Origin of the sequence: Rhodococcus sp. IEGM 1370 (assembly GCF_033142325.1) — a bacterium.
Taxonomy (GTDB): Bacteria; Actinomycetota; Actinomycetes; order Mycobacteriales; family Mycobacteriaceae; genus Rhodococcoides.
On the sequence record NZ_JAWLRY010000003.1, the window covers coordinates 234793 to 259557 of the forward strand.

At 65.4% G+C, this 24765-nt stretch carries 23 protein-coding genes and 1 other RNA gene; 11 read left to right on the forward strand and 13 right to left on the reverse strand.

The window, feature by feature from the left end; genetic code table 11:
• Positions 1–88: 88 nt before the first annotated feature.
• Together glnA and R4P47_RS07470 are read right to left on the reverse strand one after the other, a co-directional pair.
• The gene (glnA, locus tag R4P47_RS07465; protein ID WP_032379097.1) at positions 89–1429 is read right to left on the reverse strand and encodes a type I glutamate--ammonia ligase; all 1341 of its coding nucleotides are present in this window, start codon (positions 1427–1429) and stop codon (positions 89–91) included.
• A 102-nt stretch (positions 1430–1531) separates the two neighbouring features.
• A complete protein-coding gene (locus tag R4P47_RS07470; protein ID WP_317784409.1) occupies positions 1532–3100 on the reverse strand; it encodes an alpha/beta hydrolase in 1569 nt (522 codons plus the stop codon).
• A gap of 81 nt (positions 3101–3181) precedes the next feature.
• On the opposite strand from R4P47_RS07470, the gene R4P47_RS07475 reads away from it, so the two are divergent.
• From R4P47_RS07475 to pip, 4 genes are all read left to right on the forward strand, one after another.
• A complete protein-coding gene (locus R4P47_RS07475) occupies positions 3182–4912 on the forward strand; it encodes an NAD+ synthase (protein WP_317548584.1) in 1731 nt (576 codons plus the stop codon).
• Positions 4913–5030: 118 nt separating this feature from the next.
• Positions 5031–5882 carry a 3-methyl-2-oxobutanoate hydroxymethyltransferase gene (panB, locus tag R4P47_RS07480; protein ID WP_149406151.1) on the forward strand — a complete coding sequence of 284 codons (852 nt, stop codon included), beginning with the start codon at positions 5031–5033 and terminating at the stop codon, positions 5880–5882.
• 42 nt (positions 5883–5924) lie between these two features.
• Positions 5925–6371 (forward strand): hypothetical protein, encoded by a 447-nt coding sequence (locus R4P47_RS07485; protein WP_317548585.1) that lies wholly within the window; start codon positions 5925–5927, stop codon positions 6369–6371.
• 1 nt (position 6372) lies between these two features.
• A complete protein-coding gene (gene pip / locus R4P47_RS07490) occupies positions 6373–7329 on the forward strand; it encodes a prolyl aminopeptidase (protein ID WP_317548586.1) in 957 nt (318 codons plus the stop codon).
• Here the strand turns inward: pip and R4P47_RS07495 are convergent.
• From R4P47_RS07495 to rnpB, 3 genes are all read right to left on the reverse strand, one after another.
• A complete protein-coding gene (locus tag R4P47_RS07495) occupies positions 7319–8749 on the reverse strand; it encodes an RNB domain-containing ribonuclease (RefSeq protein ID WP_317784410.1) in 1431 nt (476 codons plus the stop codon). The two genes, pip and R4P47_RS07495, sit on opposite strands and share 11 nt — an antisense overlap.
• A gap of 2 nt (positions 8750–8751) precedes the next feature.
• The gene (locus R4P47_RS07500) at positions 8752–8934 is read right to left on the reverse strand and encodes a hypothetical protein (protein WP_094688449.1); all 183 of its coding nucleotides are present in this window, start codon (positions 8932–8934) and stop codon (positions 8752–8754) included.
• 60 nt (positions 8935–8994) lie between these two features.
• Positions 8995–9436, reverse strand: an RNA gene (rnpB, locus tag R4P47_RS07505) — RNase P RNA component class A.
• Between the two features lie 63 nt (positions 9437–9499).
• On the opposite strand from rnpB, the gene R4P47_RS07510 reads away from it, so the two are divergent.
• Together R4P47_RS07510 and R4P47_RS07515 are read left to right on the forward strand one after the other, a co-directional pair.
• Positions 9500–10024, forward strand: coding sequence for a DUF1697 domain-containing protein (locus R4P47_RS07510; protein WP_317548588.1), 525 nt, complete (start codon positions 9500–9502; stop codon positions 10022–10024).
• On the forward strand, positions 10021–11271 hold the full coding sequence (locus R4P47_RS07515; protein WP_317784411.1) for an SLC13 family permease: 1251 nt from the start codon (positions 10021–10023) through the stop codon (positions 11269–11271). Before R4P47_RS07510 ends, R4P47_RS07515 begins: the two co-directional genes overlap by 4 nt.
• A 91-nt stretch (positions 11272–11362) precedes the next feature.
• Here the strand turns inward: R4P47_RS07515 and R4P47_RS07520 are convergent, their stop codons facing one another.
• From R4P47_RS07520 to cobC, 5 genes are all read right to left on the reverse strand, one after another.
• On the reverse strand, positions 11363–11965 hold the full coding sequence (locus R4P47_RS07520; RefSeq protein WP_317784412.1) for a hypothetical protein: 603 nt from the start codon (positions 11963–11965) through the stop codon (positions 11363–11365).
• Between the two features lie 34 nt (positions 11966–11999).
• A complete protein-coding gene (locus tag R4P47_RS07525; protein ID WP_317784413.1) occupies positions 12000–13118 on the reverse strand; it encodes a bifunctional RNase H/acid phosphatase in 1119 nt (372 codons plus the stop codon).
• Positions 13115–13852, reverse strand: coding sequence for a zinc ribbon domain-containing protein (locus R4P47_RS07530; protein WP_032394446.1), 738 nt, complete (start codon positions 13850–13852; stop codon positions 13115–13117). The genes R4P47_RS07525 and R4P47_RS07530 overlap by 4 nt, the downstream gene beginning before the upstream one ends.
• A 105-nt stretch (positions 13853–13957) precedes the next feature.
• Positions 13958–15079: a Nif3-like dinuclear metal center hexameric protein gene (locus tag R4P47_RS07535; protein ID WP_149406160.1), complete on the reverse strand. Its 1122-nt coding sequence runs from the start codon at positions 15077–15079 to the stop codon at positions 13958–13960.
• A 14-nt stretch (positions 15080–15093) separates the two neighbouring features.
• Positions 15094–16131, reverse strand: coding sequence for an Rv2231c family pyridoxal phosphate-dependent protein CobC (gene cobC / locus R4P47_RS07540; RefSeq protein WP_149406161.1), 1038 nt, complete (start codon positions 16129–16131; stop codon positions 15094–15096).
• 55 nt (positions 16132–16186) lie between these two features.
• Here cobC and R4P47_RS07545 point away from each other — a divergent pair, with 55 nt between their 5' ends.
• The 3 genes from R4P47_RS07545 to R4P47_RS07555 are packed head-to-tail and all read left to right on the forward strand — an operon-like array spanning position 16187 to position 18291.
• Complete coding sequence (locus R4P47_RS07545; protein WP_149406162.1) at positions 16187–16879, forward strand: HAD-IA family hydrolase; 693 nt, start codon at positions 16187–16189, stop codon at positions 16877–16879.
• The gene (locus tag R4P47_RS07550; protein ID WP_188078659.1) at positions 16876–17349 is read left to right on the forward strand and encodes a low molecular weight protein-tyrosine-phosphatase; all 474 of its coding nucleotides are present in this window, start codon (positions 16876–16878) and stop codon (positions 17347–17349) included. The genes R4P47_RS07545 and R4P47_RS07550 overlap by 4 nt, the downstream gene beginning before the upstream one ends.
• Positions 17350–17367: 18 nt before the next feature.
• A complete protein-coding gene (locus R4P47_RS07555) occupies positions 17368–18291 on the forward strand; it encodes an SURF1 family protein (RefSeq protein ID WP_149406163.1) in 924 nt (307 codons plus the stop codon).
• Here the strand turns inward: R4P47_RS07555 and R4P47_RS07560 are convergent.
• Both R4P47_RS07560 and R4P47_RS07565 read right to left on the reverse strand, forming a co-directional pair.
• A complete protein-coding gene (locus tag R4P47_RS07560; protein ID WP_149406164.1) occupies positions 18232–19200 on the reverse strand; it encodes a cobalamin biosynthesis protein in 969 nt (322 codons plus the stop codon). The two genes, R4P47_RS07555 and R4P47_RS07560, sit on opposite strands and share 60 nt — an antisense overlap.
• 364 nt (positions 19201–19564) lie before the next feature.
• Positions 19565–20461: a LysR family transcriptional regulator gene (locus R4P47_RS07565; RefSeq protein WP_149406165.1), complete on the reverse strand. Its 897-nt coding sequence runs from the start codon at positions 20459–20461 to the stop codon at positions 19565–19567.
• A 113-nt stretch (positions 20462–20574) separates the two neighbouring features.
• Between R4P47_RS07565 and R4P47_RS07570 the strand changes: the two genes are divergently transcribed.
• Together R4P47_RS07570 and R4P47_RS07575 are read left to right on the forward strand one after the other, a co-directional pair.
• Positions 20575–22068 (forward strand): CoA-acylating methylmalonate-semialdehyde dehydrogenase, encoded by a 1494-nt coding sequence (locus R4P47_RS07570; RefSeq protein ID WP_149406166.1) that lies wholly within the window; start codon positions 20575–20577, stop codon positions 22066–22068.
• Between the two features lie 92 nt (positions 22069–22160).
• A complete protein-coding gene (locus R4P47_RS07575; protein WP_149406167.1) occupies positions 22161–23327 on the forward strand; it encodes an iron-containing alcohol dehydrogenase in 1167 nt (388 codons plus the stop codon).
• A 6-nt stretch (positions 23328–23333) separates the two neighbouring features.
• Here the strand turns inward: R4P47_RS07575 and R4P47_RS07580 are convergent, their stop codons facing one another.
• Positions 23334–24734 (reverse strand): amino acid permease, encoded by a 1401-nt coding sequence (locus R4P47_RS07580; RefSeq protein ID WP_149406168.1) that lies wholly within the window; start codon positions 24732–24734, stop codon positions 23334–23336.
• Positions 24735–24765 lie beyond the last annotated feature (31 nt).

Here is a 24765-nt window from a genome sequence, read left to right on the forward strand (position 1 = left end):
GTACACAGCGGCGCGAGGGTGCTCGCGTCGGCATCGGAACTACCATTGAAGGATCGAGTAGAACGTAGCCCATGACGACGCCGTGCTGTTAAAGACCCAGGTAGGCCTTCAGCTCGTACGGCGTGACGTGACTGCGGTATTCCTCCCACTCGCGACGCTTGTTGCGGAGGAAGAAGTCGAAGACGTGCTCGCCCAGTGCTTCGGCGACCAGTTCGGAGCCTTCCATCGCGTTCAAGGCCTGATCGAGGTTGCCCGGTAGTTCCTTGTAACCCATGGCGCGACGCTCGGCGGAGGTCAACGCCCACACGTCTTCCTCGGCCTCGGGCGGCAGGGTGTAGCCCTTCTCGATTCCGCGAAGACCGGCCGCGAGCAGCACCGCGAATGCCAGGTACGGGTTGCAGGCCGAGTCTGGGCTACGGATCTCGACGCGCCGCGAGGATGCCTTGTTCGGGGTGTACATCGGCACGCGGATCAGTGCCGAGCGGTTCGCCGGTCCCCAGGATGCAGCGGTCGGTGCTTCGCCGCCGCGCACGAGTCGCTTGTAGGAGTTGACCCACTGGTTGGTCACGGCGCTGATCTCGTTGGCGTGTTCGAGGATGCCCGCGATGAACGACTTGCCGGTCTCCGAGAGCTGCATCGGGTCGTCCGGGTTGTGGAAGGCGTTGGCGTCGCCCTCGAACAGGCTCATGTGCGTGTGCATCGCCGAGCCGGCCTGGTCGCTGAACGGCTTGGGCATGAACGTCGCGCGCACACCCTCCTCGATGGCGACTTCCTTGACCACGTAGCGGAAGGTCATGATGTTGTCGGCCATCGACAGTGCGTCGGCGTAGCGGAGGTCGATCTCCTGCTGGCCGGGCGCGGCCTCGTGGTGGCTGAACTCGACCGAGATTCCCATCGACTCGAGCGCGTCGATGGCGTGCCTGCGGAAGTTCGGGGCCGAGTCGTGGACGGCCTGGTCGAAGTAACCACCGTTGTCGGCCGGGGTCGGCGGTGAGCCGTCCTGCGGGGCGTCCTTGAGCAGGAAGAATTCGATCTCTGGGTGCACGTAGCAGCTGAACCCGAGGTCCGCGGCCTTGCTCAACTGGCGACGCAGCACGTGGCGCGAGTCGGCCCAGGACGGCGAGCCGTCGGGCATGGCGATGTCGCAGAACATCCGCGCCGAGTGCTGGTGGCCCTTGCTGGTGGACCACGGCAGAATCTGGAACGTCGACGGATCGGGCTTGGCCACGGTGTCGGCCTCGGACACGCGGGCGAATCCTTCGATGGCGCTACCGTCGAAACCGATTCCCTCGTCGAAAGCCCCTTCGAGCTCGGCGGGGGCGATGGCCACCGACTTGAGGTACCCGAGGACGTCGGTGAACCAGAGGCGGACGAAACGAATGTCGCGCTCTTCGAGGGTCCGGAGCACGAATTCCTTTTGACGATCCATGAACGCGAGAGTAAGCAAACGGAGTTAAATCTGTGTTACATCGTGAATTCGGTCTCACTTCGTGAAACTCTCAGCACACTTTCCAGGTGGTGAGGTAGCACGTCAGCACCGCAATCCGTCCCCCGGCGGAACCAGATCGACAAGATAGTTCACCAACGGATCGTCGATGCACTCGACGCCCGAGAAGGCGACCGTGTGCTGGGTGCCCTCGTAGGTCACCAGATCGCCGCGCAGCTGAGCAGCCAACTCCACACCAGCCTGGTACGGCGTGGCCGGATCGTCGGTCGTCGAGACCACCACCAGGTTCGGCAGTCCCTCGACGTCGACGACGTGCGGTTCGCTCGTGTTCGGCACCGGCCAGAAGGCACACAGGTCGAGCGGCGCATTGCCCGTCGCCCGGCCGTCGTCCAGATACGGCGCGGCGGCACGGAACCTGACGTCCGCCGCGTCGGCCTCGGCGCGATCGGTGGTCGGCGGGCCGTCGACGCAGCGAACAGCGTTGAACGCGTCGTCGATGTTGGTGTAGCTGCCGTCCTCGAGCCGTCCGGAGTAGGTGTCGGCGAGCCGGAGCAGGGTGTCGCCCCTGCCGTCGCGCAGTTCGTTCAATCCGGCCCGCAGCAGACGCCACAGCTGCTGCGAGTACAGCGCCTGCTGGGCACCGGTGATCGCATCGTCGTAGCTGAGACCGCGAGGGTCGGTCGTCTCGGCCGGCTGGTCGATCAGCGGGTCGACCAGCGATCGGAACTGCTCGACGGCCTGGGCCGGATCGGTTCCGAGCGGGCAGGTGTCGGTCTGTGCACAGTCGGCGGCGAACTGATCGAACGCGGTCTGGAACGCCGCGCCCTGGGCGACGGCTTCGTCGACGGGTGACTGGTCCGGATCGAGCGCACCGTCGAGCACCATCGCACGCACGTTGGACGGGAACTCCTCGGCGTACGCGGTCCCGATCCGGGTGCCGTAGGAGTAACCGATGTAGGTCAGCTTCTCGTCGCCGAGTACCGCACGGATGACGTCCATGTCGCGCACCACTTCCCGGGTGCCGACGTGCTCGAGCACGTCCGCCCCGGTGCGCTCGACGCACTGCGCGGCGTAGTCCCGATGTTCGGCCTCGGTCGCCGCGATGCCCTCGGGGCTGACGTCCACATCGGGTTCGCGACGTTCCTCGTCGACCTCCTCGGATGTCAGGCATCGCACCTCCGGTTCGGATGCTCCGATTCCGCGTGGGTCGAAGCCGATCCGATCGAAGCGATCGGCGACGGCAGTGCCTTCGGCCTGCCCGGCGAGGTAGAGCCCCGACGAGCCGGGCCCGCCCGGGTTCATCAGTACCGATCCGATCTTCTCGCCCGTCGCCTTCGTCCGCGAGATGGCGACCTCGATCGTCCTGCCCTCGGGGTCTGCGTAATCCAACGGCACAGTCACCATCGCGCACTCGACGGCACTTCCCAGTTCGCTGCCGTCGGTGTTGTAGCTGTCGCAGGACTCCCACTCCAGGGTCTGGGTGTAGAACGCCTCGAGCCCCGAGGGAATCGGGCCGGCGACCGATGCCGGCGACGAGGCGTCGGGCACCGCGGAGTTCTCCGGTGTGGCGGTGGGCTCGGGGCCGGAGCAGCCTGCGAGCACCACGGCCACGGCCGACATCGCCACGGCCGTCTTCCTGGTGCGCGTTCTCATGGACACGATCGTGCCAGGTCTTTCGAGCGTGTCGCTGTCGCCGCCCGGCGGGGACGTCGTGCGACCACTAGCGTGGGCGCAGTGCAGGCACTTCGACTCGCCCTCGCCCAGATCAACTCCGTCGTCGGCGATCTTCCGGCGAACTCCGCAGCCATCGTCGAGTGGACGGTCCGCGCGGCCCACGACGGTGCCAACGTGGTGGTGTTCCCCGAGATGGCGCTGACCGGATACCCCGTCGAGGATCTGGCTCTGCGACCGTCGTTCGCCGCCGCATCGGCTCGTGCGCTCACCGAGCTGGCTGCCGCCTTGGACAGTGCCGGGTGCGGCGACCGCATCGTGGTGGTCGGTTACCTCGATCGCGACGCCGAGGGCTCACGGAACAGCGCGGCAGTGATCACCGATGGACGGGTTGCCACTCGATACGACAAGCACTCGCTCCCCACCTACCGAGTGTTCGACGAGGCCCGCTACTTCGCTCCGGGATCCGGTCTGAGCATCACGACGGTGAACGGCCTGCGGCTCGGTGTCGTTGTCTGCGAGGACATCTGGCAGCCGGGCGGGCCGGTGCCGGCCTACGGGGCAGCCGGAGTCGACATGTTGCTCTGCCTCAACGCCAGCCCTTTCGAGCAAGGAAAGGACGAGGTGCGCCGCTCCATCGCCGCGCGCCGAGCCACCGAGATCGGCGCTCCGATCGCCTACGTCAACGTCGTCGGTGGACAGGACGAGCTGGTGTTCGACGGGGCGAGTTTCGTCGTCGGGCCGGACGGTTCCACCTGGGGCCGCTCCCCTCAATTCGTCGAGCATCTGCTGATCGTCGACGTCGATGCGCCCGCCGATCCGGGTCCGGACGCCGCGACGGTACCCGGCTGGAGCATCGACCGGATACCGCTGCCCGACGTCGCGATCACCGGCTGGCAGCGAGCCGAGCCGTACCTCGCAGAGATCGCGAGCACCGAGGAACAGGTGTGGGGCGCACTGGTGACCGGACTACGAGACTATGTGCACAAGAACGGTTTTCGTTCGGTGGCTCTCGGATTGTCCGGCGGGATAGATTCTGCGGTGGTCGCCGCCATCGCAGTCGACGCCCTCGGCCACGACGCGGTACACGGAGTGTCGATGCCCTCGACGTACTCGTCGGACCATTCCCGCACCGACGCAGAGGATTTCGCGTCGCGCACCGGTATCCATTTCCGCGTCGAGCCCATTGCCGACATGGTTGCTTGCTACGTGGACCAACTGCATCTGACCGGCTTGGCCGAGGAGAACATTCAGGCCCGCTGCCGGGGTATGGTGTTGATGGCGCTGTCGAACAGCTTCGGCCATCTGGTGCTCGCCACCGGTAACAAATCCGAGCTGGCCGTGGGCTATTCGACGATCTACGGAGATGCCGTCGGCGGCTTCGCGCCGATCAAGGACGTGCCGAAGTCACTCGTCTGGGATCTGGCGCGGTGGCGAAACAAGTCCGCTGCCGACCGTGGTGACATCCCTCCGATACCCGAGTCGAGCATCGACAAGCCGCCGTCCGCCGAGCTCCGGCCGGGCCAGCTCGATACCGACTCGTTGCCCGACTACGACGAACTGGACGCCATCGTGTTTCGCTACGTCGATCACGACCAAGGGTTCGCGGACATCGTGGCGGCCGGGTTCGACGCGGCGGTGGTCGCGGACATTCTGCGCAAGGTCGATGCGTCGGAATACAAGCGGCGCCAGTACCCGATCGGCACCAAGGTCACTTCTCGTGCGTTCGGTCGCGATCGCCGCATGCCGATCACCAACGGCTGGCGGGACTACGCGACGCTCGACGGGGTGTGACCAATTGCACTGCCGGTAGCTGCCCGGCAGGTCGCGCGCAGTGGCAGACTTGTCCACGTCATCACACCCCATCCCGGGGACCCGCCGAGCGGGCCTCGAGGACCAGAAAGGGACAAAGATGTCCGAAACTGCTGTGTACGGCGGATCTGCCCAGGAAGCACCCTCCACCGCATTGACCCGCAAGACCCGCACCCACCACCTTCTGCAGATGAAGTCCGACGGTGAGCGCTGGGGAATGCTCACCGCCTACGACTACTCCAGCGCCCGCATCTTCGAGGAAGCCGGCGTACCTGTTCTCCTCGTCGGCGATTCGGCGGCCAACGTCGTCTACGGATACGACACCACCGTGCCGATCACCGTGGACGAGCTTCTTCCGCTGGTTCGCGGAGTGGTCCGCGGCGCACCGCACGCCCTCGTGGTCGCAGATCTGCCCTTCGGCACGTACGAGGCCTCGCCGCAGCAGGCCCTCGAGACCGCAGTTCGGTTCATGAAGGAAGGGCTCGCAGGCGCAGTCAAGCTCGAGGGCGGCGAGCGCGTGGCCGCTCAGATCGCTGCGATCACCGCCGCGGGCATCCCGGTGATGGCCCATGTCGGCTTCACCCCGCAGAGCGTCAACACCCTCGGCGGCTTCCGCGTCCAGGGTCGCGGAGACGCGTCCGAGCAGCTCGTGGCCGACGCCATCGCAGTCCAGGAGGCGGGAGCATTCGCCGTCGTCATGGAGATGGTTCCCGCCGACATCGCCGGCCAGGTGACTCGCAAGCTGACCATTCCGACGGTCGGTATCGGTGCGGGCAACGAATGCGACGCGCAGGTACTGGTGTGGCAGGACATGGCCGGATACACCAACGGCAAGACTGCGAAGTTCGTGAAGAAGTTCGCCGACGTCGGCGATTCACTGCGGACCGCGGCAACGACGTACATGTCCGAGGTGCGATCGGGAGTCTTCCCCGGGCCCGAACACAGCTACTGATCGTTCTCGCCTCGCCGGAGTTCGGGTGGCACACTCGGGGCCATGACAATCAGACGGGGTACGACGTCCATTGCAGGGAGAAGCGCAGTCGCATTGGCAGGCGCGGCTGCGCTTCTCGTCGTAGCGACTGCATGCAGCACCGACACCACCAACACCGGTTCGTCCTCCACCACGACGGTCGCACCGACCACCACGGTCACCGCACCGCCTGCGGGCGCAGCGATCACCGACGCGCAGAAGCAGCAGCTGTGCACCGATCTCGAAGCGCAGCTGTCCAATTGGCGCGTCCAAGGGCCCACCCTTGGTCGCGGCGGGCTCAACATTCTCGTGCAGACCTGGGCGGCGCAGAGCGGCGTCATCAATCTTCAGGTGGTGCAGGACCGAGCGATCGTCGACGACATCACGACGGAAACGTGTTCGGACGTACGAGACGAGGCCATCCGATCGCTCGACATTCCGGACCTCGCGTCCGGCCTGGTGGGCTTCTGAGATGCGGACCCTCTACCCCGAAATCGATCCTGTGGAGACCGGCCACCTCGATGTCGGCGACGGCCAACAGATCTACTGGGAGGTCTCCGGCAATCCCGACGGTGCGCCGGTGGTGTTCGTGCACGGCGGTCCGGGCGGTGCCACCAATCCGTTGCAGCGCAGGTATTTCGACCCACAGGCCTATCGAATCGTGTTGTTCGATCAGCGAGGCTGTGGGCAGTCTACCCCGCACATCGCCGACGGTGCCGATCTGTCGGTCAACACCACCGACCGGTTGATCTCGGACATGGAGAAGCTCCGCGAGCACCTGGGTATCGACACGTGGTTGGTGTTCGGCGGTTCGTGGGGCTCGACGCTGTCCCTGGCGTACGCGCAGTCGCACCGTGATCGTGTGCGTGGGCTCGTACTACGGGGAATCTTTCTCGTGCGTCCGTCGGAGATCGCCTGGTACTACGGCGGCGGGGCAGGCCACATCTTCCCCGATCTGTGGGAGAAGTTTCTCGAACCCATTCCGGAAGACGAGCGCGACGGCAATCTCGTCGAGGCGTATCACCGGCAGCTGATGTCCGAAGACCACGAAGCCGCGACGCGAGCTGCGGTGGCATGGTCCACCTGGGAGGCAGCGACGAGTTACCTGCTGCCCAAACCGGATGCAGTGCAGTCCAATTCGGATGCACGGTTCGCACTGGCGTTCGCCGGTATCGAGAACCACTACTTCCGGAACAACTGCTTTCTCGAAGAGAATCAACTGCTGCGCGACGCCCACCTGCTCGACGGCATCCCCGGTGTCATCGTGCAGGGCCGCTACGACGTCGTGTGCCCGGCAACGAGCGCGTGGGCACTGCACAAGGCCTGGCCCTCAGCAGATCTGGTGATCGTCGACGATGCCGGTCATTCTGCGGCCGAGCCCGGCATCGTGCATCACCTCGTGGAGGCGACGGACCGTTTCAGGCCGTGACGGCCGAGTAGTCGAATCGTACTGCGCGCGAGTCGGTGTCGGCCCGGGTCAACCGGACCTTCACCGACTCCCCCGCGGGCGGTTCCCCGTCGCACTTGCCGAGGACGATCGGTTCGGACACCAGCACCTCGGCATCCCGCTTGCCCTCGGCACCGCGCAGTACGACCGCTGAGAACTGCTCGCCCACTCGGTCTTTCAGTACGTGCGCTTCGGTGAGGTCGATGCAGGCGCGGTCCACTTTCGATGCCGCAGAATCCGATCCGCGCATGATTGCAGGCAGCTCCGGCAAAGCCTGTGCTGCCCAGTCCGGTATCGGAGTTCCCGCGACGACCGCCAGGCACACCTCGGTGGCGAATCGATCGGACAGCCGCCGCAGTGGCGCCGTCACGTGGGCGTACGGGGCACCGATTCCAGAATGTTCCACCGATTCGTCACTGCCGGCAGGGGTGGTGGTGCGATCGAACGCGCGGTAGTCCGCACCACGCAGCAAACCGGTCGCCTGCGTCATCATCGCCAGTGTCGACGGCTCACCGGTAGGCAAACCGGCCAGCACTGCGCCGGCCGATGCCCCTGCCGGCCAGTCGATTCCGAGCGCGGTTGCGGTCTTCTTCAACGTCTCCACGGCCTCGGCGGGCGCGGGTGGGAGTGTGCGGACGAGGCCGATTCCGGCGTCGAGCATGATTCTGGCGGCGCACATACCCGTCAAGAGCGACACCTCGGCGTTCCACCCGTCCACTGCCGTGCGGGGCTGCAGATCGATGCGCCACCCTTTTCCGTGCGGCGTCACTTCCTGCTCGGGCAGTGTGATGTCGATTGCCCCGCGCCGCCTGGCTGCGGCCGCGCGCTGTGCCCCGAATTCCGCCAGCGCCGCGATGGAGGGGTGCGGTGTGCCTGCGTCGACGTCGGCTTGCACCGCGGCGTAGTCGAGCCGTGCAACAGAGCGCACCAGCGCGCGGGTGACGGTCCACGCGGCCGCCTCGCCGACGTCGTCGAGTTCGATGGTCCACAGCGCGGCGCAGCGAGCCTGCCCCTCCAGCAGACTGCCCGACCCCTCCGACAGCTCTCGTGGATGCAACGGCACAGATCCGTCGGGGAGGTAGAACGTCTGGCCGCGTCGACGGGTTTCGGCATCGAGCGCTCCCCCGGGCGTCACCAGTGCGCCCACATCGGCGATCGCGTAGTGCACCACCAATCCGTTGGCCGTCTTCTCGATGTGTACGGCTTGGTCGAGGTCCTTCGAGCCGGGTGGGTCGATGGTGACGAACGGAATGTCGGTGCGGTCGATTCTGCTGTCGGCGTGCAGGTCTCGTGCTTCGATCGCCTCGCGCATCACGTCTACGTCGAAAGCTTCGGTGAGAGCGAACTCGGATCTGATGGCCTCGAAGTCGAAGCCCGGAGCCCTCAGCCGGGTGAGCAGCACCGTCAGTTGTTCCAGTCGTCGTCGGAATCTGCGGCCTTGTTGCGCGCCGCGGCTATCTTCAGCGCCTGCTCCGCGGTGGCCTTGTCCGGATAGGGGCCCATGCGGTCGAGGGCGTTGGTCTGCTTGCCCTGTACGACCTGCTTGGTGGTGATGTCGTAGTACCAGGAGGTGTCGTCGTCGGTCATGACTTCCAGTGTGCCCCATGGAGCGACGCCGCAGGCGAACTGCGGGAGAAATGGTGAGTGCGAACGAGTCGGCCTGTAAGCCGGATCCTGTCTGCCGTTCCTGCTCTCGCAGGTTCGACGTCGACGACCATCCATCTGGGCACACCGTTGCCGGGTACCTCGAGCAGTCCACCCGCAGGCTCGGGCGAGCAGCCCTCGAGCACCTGCGCAGCTGCACCCCTTGCGCGATGCAGCCTTCGACCTTGCTCCGGGCGGGGTTTACCTAGCCATCCCAGTCACCTGGGATGCTGGTGCGCTCTTACCGCACCGTTTCACCCTGACCTGCAGTTCGACTCCGAAGAACCGATCCGCAGGCGGTCTGTTTTCTGTGGCACTGTCCCGCGAGTCACCTCGGGTTGCCGTTAACAACCGCCCTGCTCTGTGGAGTCCGGACTTTCCTCGGTCCGAAGCGCGACGACACTCGTTCGCCGGTCCTCCGAGCCGCAGCCGTCCGGCCAACTCGTTCGCGGTTGCACACTCTACTCGGCACTCCGCGTCAGCCGGGAACCGAACTACAGTTCCTCCCATGAGTGAGTGGGTCGTGTTGCTCCGCGGCATCAACGTCGGTGGCATCAACATCAAGATGGCCGATCTCCGTGAGGCCCTGACATCGGCCGGCTTCACCGATGTCCGCACCGTTCTGGCGACCGGCAATGTTCTGCTGGGCTCCTCGCTGAGCGTCGACGCCGTCAAGGCACAGGCGGAGAGCACGCTCGCGCAGGCGTTCGGCTACCAGGCCTGGGTGAGCGTGCTGGACGTGCCGACACTTCGAGCGATAGTGGAGTCCTACCCGTTCGACGCCGAACGGGAAGGCTGGCATCCTTATGTGGTGTTCGGTAGCGACGATAGCCATGTGACCGAATTGTCCGCTCTTGCAGAAGAACTCGACCCCGAGCTCGAACGTGTGGCTGCCGGGCGCGATGTCGTCTACTGGGAGGTCCGGGCAGGCAGTACAACGACGAGTCGCTTCGGGAAGGCGACGGCCAAGGCGAAGTTCAAGTCGACGACCACCACACGAAATCTGCGCACGCTCGTGAAGCTTCTCGCGTGACCGTTCTCGCCGCAGCATTGGTCGCTGCCGTTCTCGTCTTCGCGATCGTCCGCCCCCGCGGTCTGCCCGAGATCGTCGCCGCACTACCGGCTGCGGCGACCGTTCTGCTCATTGGCCTCGTCAGCCTCGACGCCGCACGCGAGCAAGTACTCGAACTCGCTCCCACCGTGGTCTTTCTGGCGTTCATCCTGATCCTGGCGCATCTGTCGGACGCCCTCGGAGTGTTCACCTGGATCGCCGCCAAGCTCCGCCGAGGATCCAGGGGAAGCCCTCGCCGATTACTGACCCTCGTGTTCGCGGCGGCCGCATCGACTACGGCGGTACTGAGCCTCGACGCCACCGTGGTTCTGCTGACACCGGCCATCATCGGTGCTGCGCGGATCCTGGGGATGTCGCCGCGTCCGCACAGTTACGCCACTGCACACCTGTCCAATTCGGCGTCGACTCTGCTGCCGGTGTCGAACCTGACCAACCTTCTCGCATTCGCCGCGACCGGCCTGACTTTCCTGCACTTCACTGCTTTGATGGCTCTGCCGTGGATCTTCGCGGTGGCCATCGAGCTAGCGGTGTTCCTGATCTTCTTCCGCAAGGATCTGAGCCGCACTGCCGCACCGCCGGAGAAGCCCGTCGAGCAGAGCGCCGACGACGTCCCCGCACCGCGGACCACGCTGATCATCCTCGGCGCGACTCTCGTCGGCTTCGCAGTGGCCGGCCTGTTCGACGTCGAACCGTTCTGGGTGGCCGCGGTGGGATCGGTGGCATTGGCCATCCCCGCACTCCGGGGCCGGCACACCAGTGCTCGCGCCATTCTGCGCGGTGCCGATCTACCGTTCTGCGGCTTCGTCTTCCTGCTCGGCATCGTTGTTCTCGGCGTCACGACAGGGCCGATCGGCGACTGGCTGGCGCGAATCCTGCCGTCCGACACCACTTTCACCTCGCTCCTGGCCGCCGCAGCCATCGCGGCAGTGGCGTCGAACATCGTCAACAACCTGCCCGCGACGCTGCTGCTACTGGCCGCCTTCGGGGCCGACGCTCCCCCGGCGTTGCTGTTGGCCATGGTGATCGGGGTCAACCTCGGCCCCAACCTGACCTACGTCGGCTCGCTGGCAATCATGCTGTGGCGACGCGTCGCATCGGCCAACGACGAGCCGGCAGACCTGCGGACGTTCACCGTCCTGGGAGTTATCACTACACCGCTGACCATCGTCGGTGCCGTGGCGGGCCTGTGGCTTGCGTTGCAGATCTGACCCTTGCCATGCAGCTCGTGCATCGAACAGGCGAGTCCCGACAGCTGCCGGGTAAGGCCGTCGGCCAACCTGCTCGACAATCGGCGCGGAGTCAGGGCAAGCGTCGTGTGCGGAGTGTCGAGACCGCCAGGCCCACACCGAACACCGCGGCACCGATCACCGCTCCCATCACCGGCAACAGAAGCCCCGCATGCACGGTGTCGAACAACGGCGGACCACCGTAGATGTCCAGACGCGCAGCGCCGGTCGGCCCGAGGTCGTCGAAATAGGGGTCCGCGACCATCCTGACACGTATCTCGGGAGGTTGGCGTCGTGCCCACCATGCTGCCCCCGCGCCGACGATGCTTCCCGCCACGAGTGGGGCCGCCACAAGCGTCAGCCGACCGGTCTTTCGGCCGAGACGGAACCATCCGATAGCGACCGACACGACGGTGCCGACCACAAGAGCGGCAACCGGAGCGACCCACATAACCGGCCACCACGGCGGACCCGACACGTATTGCACGTAGTCGTACACGCGGAAGTACCCGGTGTCACCCGAAGCCACAGGCGGTGGTGAATCCGCATCGATCCACGTCCGCGTCACCCCGTACCGCCACCCGAACGCGACTGCCAGACCGGCAACGGCCGATGCGAACGATGCCATGACAATCCAGCGCGCCGCCGCAGGCTCGCGAATACTGTTCTCGGACATGCGACCCGCGTCCTCCGTCGATGCTCCGAAAAGATCAGGCCAGTCGTCCCAGGTGCGAGGTGTCGTTCACCAATCGCACCGAAGCCCCGCCGTCGGGGTAGAACTCGGCGATGCTCAGCGACGCGAGGTCGAGGTGCAGTCGGTACAGCAACGACGGGCCGACGTCGAGTGCGAGTTGCAGCAGCATCTTGATCGGGGTGACATGGGTGACCACCAGAAGGGTCTTTCCGGCGTATTCGGTGAGCAACTGGTCGCGGGTCGCTTCGATGCGCGTGCGCACCGCGTCGAAGCTCTCCCCGTTCGGTGGTGCCACCGAGGTGTCACCGCGCCACGCCTTGTGCGCGTCGGGGTGACGTTCCATGGCCTCGGTGAACGTGAGGCCTTCCCAGTCGCCGAAGTCGGTCTCGATGAGTCCGTCGACGGTGGTGACGGGCAATCCGAGAATGCCTGCGGTCGCTGCCGCGGTCTGTTGCGCGCGTGCCAGTGGCGAGGCCACGATGGCGTCGATATCTGTCCGTGAACCGAGAACCGTTGCGGCAGAATCGGCTTGACGTCGACCCAATTCGGTGAGATCGGGGTTGCCGCAGCCGGAGTAGCGCCGGTCCACCGACATCGGGGTCTGGCCGTGACGCAGCAACAGCAGGCGAGTCGGCTCCCCCATCGCACCGGTCCAGCCGGGCGACTCGGCCTTCTTCGCTACCGGCTCGGCATCGGGCAATTCCGATAAGTCCACGCCCTCGGCCGCGGCGTCCATCGCCTCGTTCGCCAGTGCGTCGGCGTGCGAGTTCTGCGAACGCGGAATCCACTCGTAGGTCACGGAATCGAAGTGGCGGGCCAATTCGGCCGCTTTTCGCTGGAGCGGAATCATGTCCGGGTGCTTCACTTTCCAGCGCCCGGACATCTGTTCGACGACGAGTTTGGAGTCCATGCGGACTGCAACCTCACGGGCCCCGACATCACGAGCCGCGCTCAGAGCTGCGATCAGTCCGTTGTACTCGGCGACGTTGTTCGTGGCCACGCCGAGCGCTGCCCGACGCTCGGCCAGAACCTGCGAGCGATCGGCGCTGAACACCACTGCGCCGTACCCGGCCGGGCCGGGGTTACCACGCGATCCTCCGTCGGCCTCGGCAACGACCCTCGATACCTGACTCAAATTCCGGATTCCTTGGTGCGCACCAGGATTGCATTGCACTCGGAGCAACGAATGAGAGCATCCGCTGGCTTGTTGGCGATGCTTGCGATCTCGTTGCGATCGAGTTCGATGCGACATGCTCCGCAACGCCGAGCCTGCAACAATGCCGCACCGCGGCCGGTGAGCGCTCGCTGCTTCTCGTAGAGCGCAAGCAGATCCGCGGGCAATCCCGACGCCAACGATTCGCGGCGCTCGGCGCTGCGCTTCTCGGCGACATCGAGGTCTGCGACGGCGTCGTCGCGGCGACGGCCGGCGTCGACCAATTCGTCTTCGATCTGCGTCAGCTGCGCACCGGCGTGCTCGTAGTCCCGCTCACTGGCCTCGCGCTGCTCCATGACCTCGAGCAGCTCCTCCTCGAGGATTCCCTGGCGACGCTCGAGGCTGCCGAGTTCGTGCTGCAGTTCGGTCATCTGCTTCGGGGCGATGGTGCCGCTCTCGAGCATCTTCTTGTCGCGAGCCTCGCGTTGCCGGACCGCGTCGACCTCGCCTTCGAGTTTGCGGATGTCCCGATCGAGGTCGTCCATCGAAATCTGAACCGTCACCGCGGCATCCTTGCGGGTGGTGCGCTCGGTCTCGAGCTTGTCCACCTCCTGCTGCTCGGGGAGGCTCTTGCGGCGGTGGGCGATCTGCGAGAGTTCGGTATCCACACCGGCCAATTCGAGCAGCGAGGCCTGGACTTTGGGATCGACGTTCACGCTTGATGACTCCTGCGACTATGGAAGTTGATAAGAGATCACCCTACCGGCTACCCGAAACCCAGACAGCCGGATCCACATCACCGCCGGTCGCTGGCTCGATGATCACAGCGTCCACGGGTCGGTGCGCACGTCGGTGACCCGGCTGCTCCACCCGTCGGTGTCGCCGAACGCGGCGTCGACGATGCCTCGCGCCTGCTCACACCACGGAAACTCAGAGGCCCAGTGCGCGGTGTCGATCACGGCGGGTCCACCCGCGCGCAGATGCTCGTCGACGGGGTGGTGCCGCAGATCCGAGGTGACGTACACATCGGCGTCGGTGCGCGCGACTGCAGACAGGAACGAGTCACCCGCTCCCCCACACATCGCAACCACCGAGACCGTGGCCTCAGGATTCCCTGCCGCACGTACTCCCCACGTCGTGGCAGGCAACGCCTCGCGGACGACCTCGGTGAACTCGGCAAGGGTCATCGGATTCGGTAGCTTTCCGATGCGCCCCAAACCGGTGCACGACGGTAAGGCCGCGGACTCGAAGACATCGAACGCGGGCTCCTCGTACGGGTGTGCCCGACGCATTGCCGAAAGCACCTCTGCACGTAGCCCTTTCGGGGCAACGACTTCGATGCGATCCTCCGCCTGGGTGTGCACCTCTCCGACGACACCGAGCGTCGGGTGCGCATTCGGACCCGGACGGAATTGGCCGAGTCCTGCGCTCTGCCAGCTGGCTTCGCTGTACTCGCCGATCTGTCCGGCTCCGGCGTCGAACATGGCCTGTCGCACCGCGGCCGAGTCGGAGGTGGGCACGAAGACCACCCACTTGTCATGTGCGGGAGCAGGAATGGGGTCGAGTGGCCTGGTGTCGATCACGCCGAGTGCGGACGCGAGTGCGTCGGAGACCCCGGGATCGGCGGAGTCGGCGTTGGTGTGGGCGGTGAACAGCGCGCAGTCGGCCTTGATCAGGCGATGGATCACCGAGCCCTTCGCGGTGTCGGCCGCGACGGTGTCGACGCCTTTGAGCAGCAAGGGATGGTGGGCGACGATGAGGTCGGCACCCCGAGCGATGGCGTCGTCGACCACGGCGTCGGTGACGTCGACGGTGTACACGACCTGCTGCACAACAGCTTCGGGATCCCCGCACACCAGGCCCACCGAGTCCCAGCTCTCGGCCAAGCGCGGTGGGTATGCGTCGTCGAGTACCTCGATGACGTCCGCCAGTGTCACTGCCATGTTCGCTGCTCTCCTCACAGAACGGTGTTCAACGCGTCCACCAGTATGTCGACCTGTTGCGAGTCTCGTACCGCGACGCGTAGGTAGTGACGGTCGAGCCCCGGGAACGTGTCTGCGCGCCGCACCGCGATACCCATCGTGCGCAAGCGTTCTCGAACCACATCGGCATCGTGGACGCGCACCAACAGAAACGGCCCCCGGGCCGGGCCTGCGACGAAGAGGCCGAGAGCCTCGAGGCGCGGGATCAAAGCTGTTCGTTCGCGGTGGATTCGTTCGGACTCGGCGCGTGCCTGGTCGACCGCGAACGGTTCGGTGCAGGCGCGGATCGCTTCGAGCTGCAGGCTCCCCAGTGGCCAATGCGCGCGGCCGTATTGCAGCTTCGCGAGGACGTCCGGGTGGCCCAGCGCATATCCGCATCGCAATCCCGCCAGCGCCCACGTCTTCGTCAGACTGCGCAGAACCAGTACGTCGGGAAGGCTCTGTGAGGCGATCGACTCCCCCGACCCGAGAACGGCGTCGGCGAAGGCCTCGTCGACCACCAGCGTGCGTCCGGGTCCACGCAGACTCAGTACCGCCTCACGGGGATGCAGAACCGAGGTGGGGTTGGTCGGGTTGCCGAGGATCACCATGTCGGCGGCGTCGGGCACGAGCGTCGGATCGAGTTCGAAGGGCGGCGGCAGGATCACTCGGTGCACCGGAATGCCCGCCTGCTCCAGTACCCAGTCGGGCTCGGTGAACGACGGGTGGATCGTCGCTACGAGCCGGGGCTCGAGCCGCGGCAGCATCGAGAAGCCCTCGGCCCCACCGCTGAGCAGCAGTACCTCGTCCGGTGGGCGGCCGTGGTGTTCGGCCACCTGTTCTCGTGCGGCCTTGTCGGCGGCCGTGCTCGGGTACGAACCCAGCGAATTCAGTGCCGCGGCCAGCCGATCGCGAAGCCATGCCGGCGGTCCGTCGCCCCGCACGTTGACGGCGAAGTCGACGAATCCGGAATCGACCTCGACGTCGCCGTGGTGACGGAGTAGCGCATCGGGATCGGCAGCTGTGTCGGACATCGCGACGAGCGTAGCCGCGCCTTCGTCGAACAGCCCGCACCGATAGGCTCGGGCCATGTCTGTCGATGCTCCCGCGTCCGTTGTCCTGTTCGATCTCGATGGGACGTTGACCGATTCCGCACCGGGAATTCATGCCGGTTTTCGTCATGCATTGGCATCGGTGGAGGCTCCCGAACCGACCGAGGAACAGCTGGCGATGGTCGTCGGGCCACCCCTGATCGACACGCTGCGCGGGCTCGGCCTGGACGAGGATGCAGCTCAGCGCGCCCTGGCGGCGTACTTCCAACGCTACGACGAGCGGGGCTGGGCCGAGAACACTGCGTTCGACGGCATCGAGACGGTGTTGACGCGGTTGCAGGATCGCGGCGTACGCCTCGGCGTTGCGACGTCGAAGTCGGAGCGATTCGCCGTCCGGATTCTGGACCACTTCGGTCTGTCGCGGTACTTCGAGTTCATCGGCGGTGCCAGCAACGACGGCACCCGACGGGCGAAGTCCGATGTGATCGCGCATTCGCTGACCAACCTCGGGATCGAGCCGGTGGAGTCCGCGGACGGCGGCACGGCCGGGGTGATCATGATCGGTGATCGGGATCACGACGTGCACGGTGCCGCTCGATTCGGCATTCCCACGGTGTACGTGGAGTGGGGCTACGGCGTCGACGGCGAGAGCGCCGACGCCGCGTTCACCGCGTCGAGCATGGACGAACTGGCCAAGTTGCTGGAGCAGAACACGGCGGCCGTGCAGTGAACGAGCCACTGCACGTGACCTTCGTGTGCACCGGCAACATCTGCCGGTCGCCGATGGCCGAGAAGGTTTTCGCCGGGCATCTGCGCGACGCCGGTCTGGGCGACGCGGTGCGCGTCTCGAGTGCCGGGACCGGCGGTTGGCATGTGGGCGACGGCGCAGATCCACGCACCGTCGCCGAGCTCGATGCCCACGGATACGACAGCGAACACGAGGCAGCGCAGGTCGGACCGGATCACCTGGCGGCAGATCTGATCGTCGCGCTCGACACCGGCCACGCGAAGGCACTGCTGCAGCTCGGTGCGCCTGCCGAACGGGTGGCCCTGTTGCGATCGTTCGATCCCGATGCCGACGACTCCTCGGTGGCCGATCCGTACTACTCCTCCGATTCGGCGTTCACCGAGGTGCGCGAGCAGATCGAAAGTGCCGTTCCCGGCATGCTGGACTGGGCACGGTCTCGACTCTCTCGCTGACCCGGCTACCGTGGTGGAGTGCGAAAGTTAGCGTTCTTGCTGCGACCCAAATGGTTGGTGCTGGCTGCGGTGGTGCTGGCCTTCGCGTTCCTGTGCTTCAGCGTGCTCGCTCCGTGGCAGTTGGGGAAGAACACCTCGACGTCCGCGCGCAACGATCTGATCACCCGATCCGTCGACGCGGATCCGGTGCCGATCTCTGACGTTCTCACCGCAAACGGGTTTCCGGCCGAGGACGAGTGGCGTCGGGTCATCGCTTCCGGGGCCTATGTCACCGATTCCGACGTGCTGGTGCGACTGCGCAGCATCCGTGATCAGCCCGCATACGAGGTCATCACCCCGTTCGTGATCGACGGCGGGCCCACCGTGCTCGTCAATCGCGGGTACGTGTTGCCGGTGGAGGGAACCAGAGCGCCCGAGTTCGAGGCGGCACCCGCCGGCGAAGTGACGCTGAACGCACGGGTCCGCCAAGCCGAGGGCACCTCGCGCGAGCCCGTCGAGGACGACGGTCGGCTGCAGGTCTACAACATCAACCCGGAACAGATCGGCGCGGCGGTCGGAGTCGACGCCATCGACGGATACCTACAGCTCGACGACGCTCAGCCGGGCGGTCTCGGCTTGATCGAGCTACCGCAGACCGACGCGGGCCCCTATCTGTCCTACGGTCTGCAGTGGCTGGCGTTCGGCATCATGGCACCGCTGGGTCTGGCGTATTTCGCTCGGGCGGAGATACGGGAACGCCGCAATTCACGTGCCGAGCTCGCGAACGCGATGTCCGGCGAGCCGGACACCGAGCCCGAGCCGGAGGACAAGGCCGGCCCGGACGAGGAAGAAGAATTCACGCTGCCCACCCGACGCGAGAAACGAGCAAAGGCGCGCGCGGCGTCACGCCCGACGACGCCGTCGGATCCTCGCTTGGCCGATCGCTACGGCAAGAATCGCTGACGCGACCGCGGACAGTTCCTGTACTCGGCTCGACAGTGCGACCGATCGACGAAGATCGCGTGCGGTCGGCGAATGTCCGTCACCGAGTGTCGGCCTGATCTCCATGCCGTGTCGGTACTGGGTTCTGCCGCCGAGCTGCAGCCCCAGTGCCCCGGCAGCCGACGCCTCCGCAACACCTGCGTTGGGGCTGGGATGCTGCGCGGCGTCGCGTCGCCACATCTGCAGGGCTCGGGCGGGCGATCCCTGCACCGAGGGTGCTGCGACAACCGTCGCCACACCGGTGACGCGGGCCGGTAGCAGGTTCAGAACGTCGTCGATTCGCGCTGCGGCCCAACCGAAACGCAGATACTTCGGAGACCGGTAGCCGACCATCGCGTCGAGCGTGTTGCTCGCTCGATAGGCCAGAATTCCCGGGACCCCGGCCAGTGCTCCCCACACCAGCACTCCGACCGTGGCATCGGAGGTGTTCTCCGCGATGGACTCCAGTGCGGCGCGCGCGAGGCCGTCGGAGTCGAGTGGTTCGGGATCCCGACCGCACAGTGATGGCAGCAACGCGCGTGCGCTCGCGAGGTCGTCGTTGTCGAGGTGATCTGCCATCTGCCGGCCCACCTTGGACAGGGACGTGCCGCCGAGCGCGACCCAGGTAGTGGCCGCGACCAGAGCAACCTCGGCGGGTGCACCCACACGAACGGCGACACGGTTCGACCCGACGCCGAGTGCGGTCACCGAGCCGATCAGCGCGACTGCGTGGACGACGCCCAGCGCTCGACTATCGCGGTAGAGGACGTGTTCGACGCGCAGCGCCGTGGTGCCGAATCCTGCAACCGGGTGCCAGCGTTGTGGGTCTGCGAACACTCGATCGAGGCCGTAGCCGACCAGTAAGCCGATCGCTCGGGGGTGTGTCCACATCCCACGAATCTTGCCAACTGCGCACCCGGCGCAGGAATTCGGTATGCCGGACTCAGCGCTGGCGGTACGCGCCTGCCAACTGGCGACCGCGGAAGTCGATGTCGCTTCCGTCGTTGAGCAGTGCGATTGCCATTCCTACGAAGCCGACCGTTGCAATTACGAACAGTGTCATGATTCCCCCAGAATCTCGAGTGGATCCGCGTCCGCGGATGTGTCTGTAACAGATTGTTACCCCTATCTTCACTGTTTCCCACTTCTTTGAGGTCGGCGTCACGTGTGTCCGTCATCACGAGACGCGCGTCTCATCGAAACGTCCAAATATCAACGGCCACCGGCACTCTCGGACTGTGCACTTCTCCCGTCGTTACTGCGACACAGGAACGAGATGCTCTTCGTCGGTCACGACCGATCTGAGGAACTCGTCGACGACCTTCACCCGGGCCAGACCGGTCAGCTCTCGCGGCACCACCGTCCAATACGTCCTCTCGACCGAGACGACGCCGTCCAACACCGACGTGAGAACCTCGTCCGGCTCACCGATGTAGCTTGGCAGGGGCGCAATTCCCACCCCGGATCTCGCCGCGATCCACTGCCCGGTGATGTTGTTGGTCTGAATCTGCGCGCGGCCCTCCGGCAGGATCGCATCCAGAATTCGCAGCGGTGCCACATCCAGCAGCGCGTCGACGTACGAGATAAGCGTGTGTTCTCGCAGATCGTCGACGGTGTCGATGGGCGACGTCGCGGCGAGATACTCGGCGGAAGCGTAGAGCCCGAGGGAGTACGTGGCCAACCTGCGAGTCACCACTAATCGCGGCGACGGCCGCTCCAACGTGATTGCGATGTCGAATTCCCTGGTGGCCAACGAGTTGTGCTCGGTGGCGGTGACCAATTCGATGTCGAGATCGGGGTGCTTGTCTCTGAGCAGCCCCAGTTTCGGTGTCAGAACGAACGCTCCGAACCCGTCCGGGGCTGCGATGCGCACGGTCCCTCGCAGGGTGCCGGTGTCGGAGGTCTGATCCTCGAAGGCGGCGATGAGTGTCGATTCGACGGTCTCGGCATATCCGACGAGGCGTCGACCCGCCTCGGTGAGTCGCCAACCCGTCGGCGTTCTGTCGAACAGGCGCTGACCGGCCGATTTCTCGAGCGCGGTGATGCGCCGACCGACGGTGGTGTGGTCCACACCGAGAGTGTGCGCGGCGTCGGTCAAACGCCCGGTCCTCGACACTTCGAGGAAGTAGCGGAGGTGGTCTGCGTTGAACACCCATCGAGACTATCGCCGGTGTGCATTTCTGCACAGCGATCTGCGGTTTTGGCCTTTGACATGTGCATCCTTACAAGTGAGACTCGGGACACACCCGAAGGAAGGATCGAACGTTGACCGACGTCATTGCGCACTGGCTCGATGGAAAGACCTATTCCGGCACCTCCGACCGAACCGCGGCCGTCACGAACCCCGCGACCGGCGAGGTCACCGGCACGCTCACCCTGGCCGATCAGGGCGACGCCCGGGCGGTCATCGACGCCGCTGCAGCCGCATTCCCGGCGTGGCGCGACACCTCCCTCGCCAAGCGCACATCCATCCTGTTCTCCTTTCGAGAGTTGTTGAACGCGAGGAAGAACGAGCTCGCCGAGATCATCACCTCCGAACACGGAAAAGTTCTCTCCGACGCCCTCGGCGAGATTTCCCGCGGCCAGGAAGTCGTCGAATTCGCCTGCGGCATGGCGCATCTGCTCAAGGGCGGATACACCGAGAATGCCTCGACCGGCGTCGACGTCTACTCCATCCGCCAGCCGCTCGGACCGGTCGGCATCATCTCCCCCTTCAACTTTCCCGCCATGGTCCCGATGTGGTTCTTCCCCATCGCCATCGCGGCCGGCAACACCGTGGTACTCAAGCCCTCGGAGAAAGACCCGAGCGCGAGTATCTGGCTCGCCCGGCTCTGGGCCGAGGCCGGTCTGCCCGACGGGGTATTCAACGTCCTGCAAGGCGACAAGGTGGCCGTCGACGAGCTCCTCGAGAACAAGAAGATCAAGTCGATCTCCTTCGTCGGCTCCACCCCCATCGCCCAGTACGTCTACGCCACCGGCACCGCTCACGGAAAGCGCGTCCAAGCCCTCGGCGGCGCCAAGAACCATGCCGTCGTACTCCCCGACGCAGATCTCGACCTCGCCGCCGACGCCATGGTCAACGCGGGCTTCGGCTCCGCAGGCGAACGCTGCATGGCCATCTCCGCACTCGTAGCCGTCGGGAACATCGCCGACGAACTAGTCGCCAAGATCGCCGAACGCACCACCCCGCTTGTCACCGGCGACGGCACCCGAGGGGCAGACATGGGTCCACTCGTCACCAAGGCCCACCGTGACAAGGTCGCCTCGTACGTCGATGCAGGCGAAGCAGCCGGAGCCACCCTCGTGGTCGACGGCCGCGGTGTGAAGGCCGACGGTGGAGAGAACGGATTCTGGCTCGGCCCCACCCTCATCGACAACGTGACTCCCGACATGAGCGTCTACACCGACGAGATCTTCGGACCGGTCCTCTCGGTCGTCCGCGTCGAGACCTACGACGACGCGCTTCGACTGATCAACGAGAACCCGTACGGCAACGGCACCGCTATCTTCACCAACGACGGTGGGGCTGCCCGCCGCTTCCAGAACGAGGTGGAGGTCGGCATGGTCGGTATCAACGTGCCGATCCCGGTTCCCATGGCGTACTACAGCTTCGGCGGCTGGAAGAACTCACTCTTCGGCGACAGCCACGCCCACGGCACCGAGGGTGTCCACTTCTTCACCCGCGGCAAAGCTGTCACCAGTCGCTGGCTCGACCCCAGCCACGGCGGCATCAATCTCGGCTTCCCTGAAAACAGCTGACCCCCGAAACAGAGCTGACGCATGTGCGCGGAACTTCGTAGCCCACTACGAAGTTCCGCTCACATGGGTCCACAGCGCTAAGGAGCACACCCATGGTTGCCAATATTTCGTTTCCTCGGTTTCTCAAGCTGGGCGGCGGTGCCGTCGAAGAGCTGGGGACCGTTCTGACCGACCTCGACGTGTCACGGCCGTTGCTCGTCACCGATGCGTTCATGGCCGGCAACGGCTCGGCGGATCGTTTGATGAAGATCATGACCGAGGCCGGTAAGACGCCTGCATTGTTCTCGGGCACCGTTCCGGATCCGACGACCGATTCGTTGGTCGCCGGTCTCGAAGCGGTGCAGCAGCATTCGGCCGATTCGATCATCGGGTTCGGCGGTGGCAGTCCGATGGACACGGCCAAGGCGTTGGCCATCCTCGCGGTGCAGGGCGGCACGATGCGGGACTTCAAAGCTCCCGTGCTGTCGACCGGCCCGGCCCTACCGATCATCGCCATCCCCACCACGGCCGGAAGTGGTTCGGAGGCAACTCAGTTCACGATCATCACCGACGTGGCCTCGGACGAGAAGATGTTGTGCCCCGGGCTGTCGTTCCTGCCGATCGCCTCGATCATCGACTTCGAGTTGACGATGTCGATGCCGGCGCGTCTGACGGCCGACACCGGTGTCGATGCACTCACCCACGCCATCGAGGCGTACGTCAGCAAGAAGGCCAACCCCATCTCCGACGGTTTGGCGCTCAGTGCGATTCGCACGATCGGGACGTCGTTGCTGCGGGCGTATCGGGACGGCGACGACCGGCAGGCGCGCGAGGCGATGATGCACGCCTCGACGCAGGCGGGAATGGCCTTCTCCAATGCGAGCGTCTGCCTGGTGCACGGGATGAGTCGTCCCATCGGGGCGCATTTCCATGTTGCACACGGGCTTTCCAACGCGATGCTGTTGCCTGCCGTCACCGCATTCTCGATCGACGGAGCACCGGCGCGTTACGCCGACTGCGCACGCGCACTGGGCGCGGCGTCGGAAAGCGATTCGGATCAGGTTGCCGGTGGCAAGTTGCAGGATGCGATCGTCACACTGTGCCGTGAGGTGGAGGTTCCGACGCCGGAGACCTTCGGTATCGACAAGGCGAAATGGGACGACCTGTTGCCGCTCATGGCCGAGCAGGCACTCGCGTCCGGCAGCCCGGGCAACAATCCGGTCGTGCCGACCGCCGAACAGATCGTCGATCTGTACCGGCAGGTGTACGCGGGAATCTAGTCGCACTCACTCCGATGCGCGGGCGGCAACAGTGTCGCGCCGCGTATTTCGGCGTTGCACCACTATTCCGCCGATCACGGTCACTGCAGCGAGGACGGCCGAGAGCAGGATCGACGACCGCTGCTCCGGCCGCACCACCATCATCACCAGGACGAAGACGATGAACCCGATGGCCAGGTAGGTCAACCACGGGTACAGCCACATCCGAACGGCAGGGCGTTCGTCGTCGCGATCGAGTTGACGCCGCAGCACCAGCTGGCTGCTGGCGATGGCAAGGTAGACGAACAGGGCGACGGCCCCGGTGGTCGCCAGCAGGTAGGTGAAGAGTTTCTCGGGCAGGATGTAGTTTCCGACCACGGCGAGGAAGCCGAGCACCATCGAGGCGATCACCGCGATCCACGGCACCCCATTTGTGGTGATCTTCTTGACCGCCCTGGGTGCGTCGCCTCGATCGCCGAGCGAATACAGCATGCGCGACGCGGTGTAGAGCGCAGAGTTCAGGCACGACGCGACGGCAGTCAGGATGACGATGTCCATGATGGTCTCCGCGTGCGGAATTCCCATCTTGGACAGCACGAATTGGTACGAGCCCGTATTGGGATCCAATTCGTTCCAGGGCACCAAAGCGACGATGACGAAGATGGAACCGAAGTAGAAGATCGAAATTCGCCAGATCACCGAGTTGGTGGCGCGGGTGATTCCCTTTGCCGGGTCCTTGGATTCGGCAGCGGCGATGGTGACGATTTCCGACCCCATGAACGAAAACATCGTCGTCAGCATGGCCGCGATCACCGCACCGAACCCGAGGGGCATGAATCCGCCCGAGGCCCAGAGTTGGTCCACACCACTGACTTCCGAATCGGGTAGCCATCCCAGAATGGCCGCGATTCCGAGGCCGATGAACGCGATGATCGCCACCACCTTCACCAGCGCGAACCAGAACTCGAACTCGCCGTAGTTGCCGACGCTGATCAGGTTGGTCGCGGTGAGGGCAATGACGATGAGAAGTGCCCACATCCACTGGGCTCCGCCGAGCCAGTTGGTGAGAATCGACGCTGCCGCGGTGGCTTCCACCGGTATCACCAACACCCAGAACCACCAGTAGAGCCATCCCACAGAGAATCCGGCCCAATGTCCGAGTGCGCGTGTGGCATACGTGGAGAACGAGCCGGTGTCGGGATTGGCCGTCGCCATCTCCCCCAGCATGCGCATCACCAGAATCACGAGTGTTCCCGCGAACAGGTACGCCAGCAGCACCGCCGGGCCTGCCGTCGCGATCGCGTTGGCCGAACCCACGAACAATCCCGCGCCGATGACTCCGGCTATCGAAATCATCGTCACGTGCCGTGGTTTCAGGCTGGTACCGAGTCCGTTCTCGCCGGTGTCCGGCTTCTCCGTAATGGCCATCCCTGTAGTCGAACACAATGTAAACGCCGAC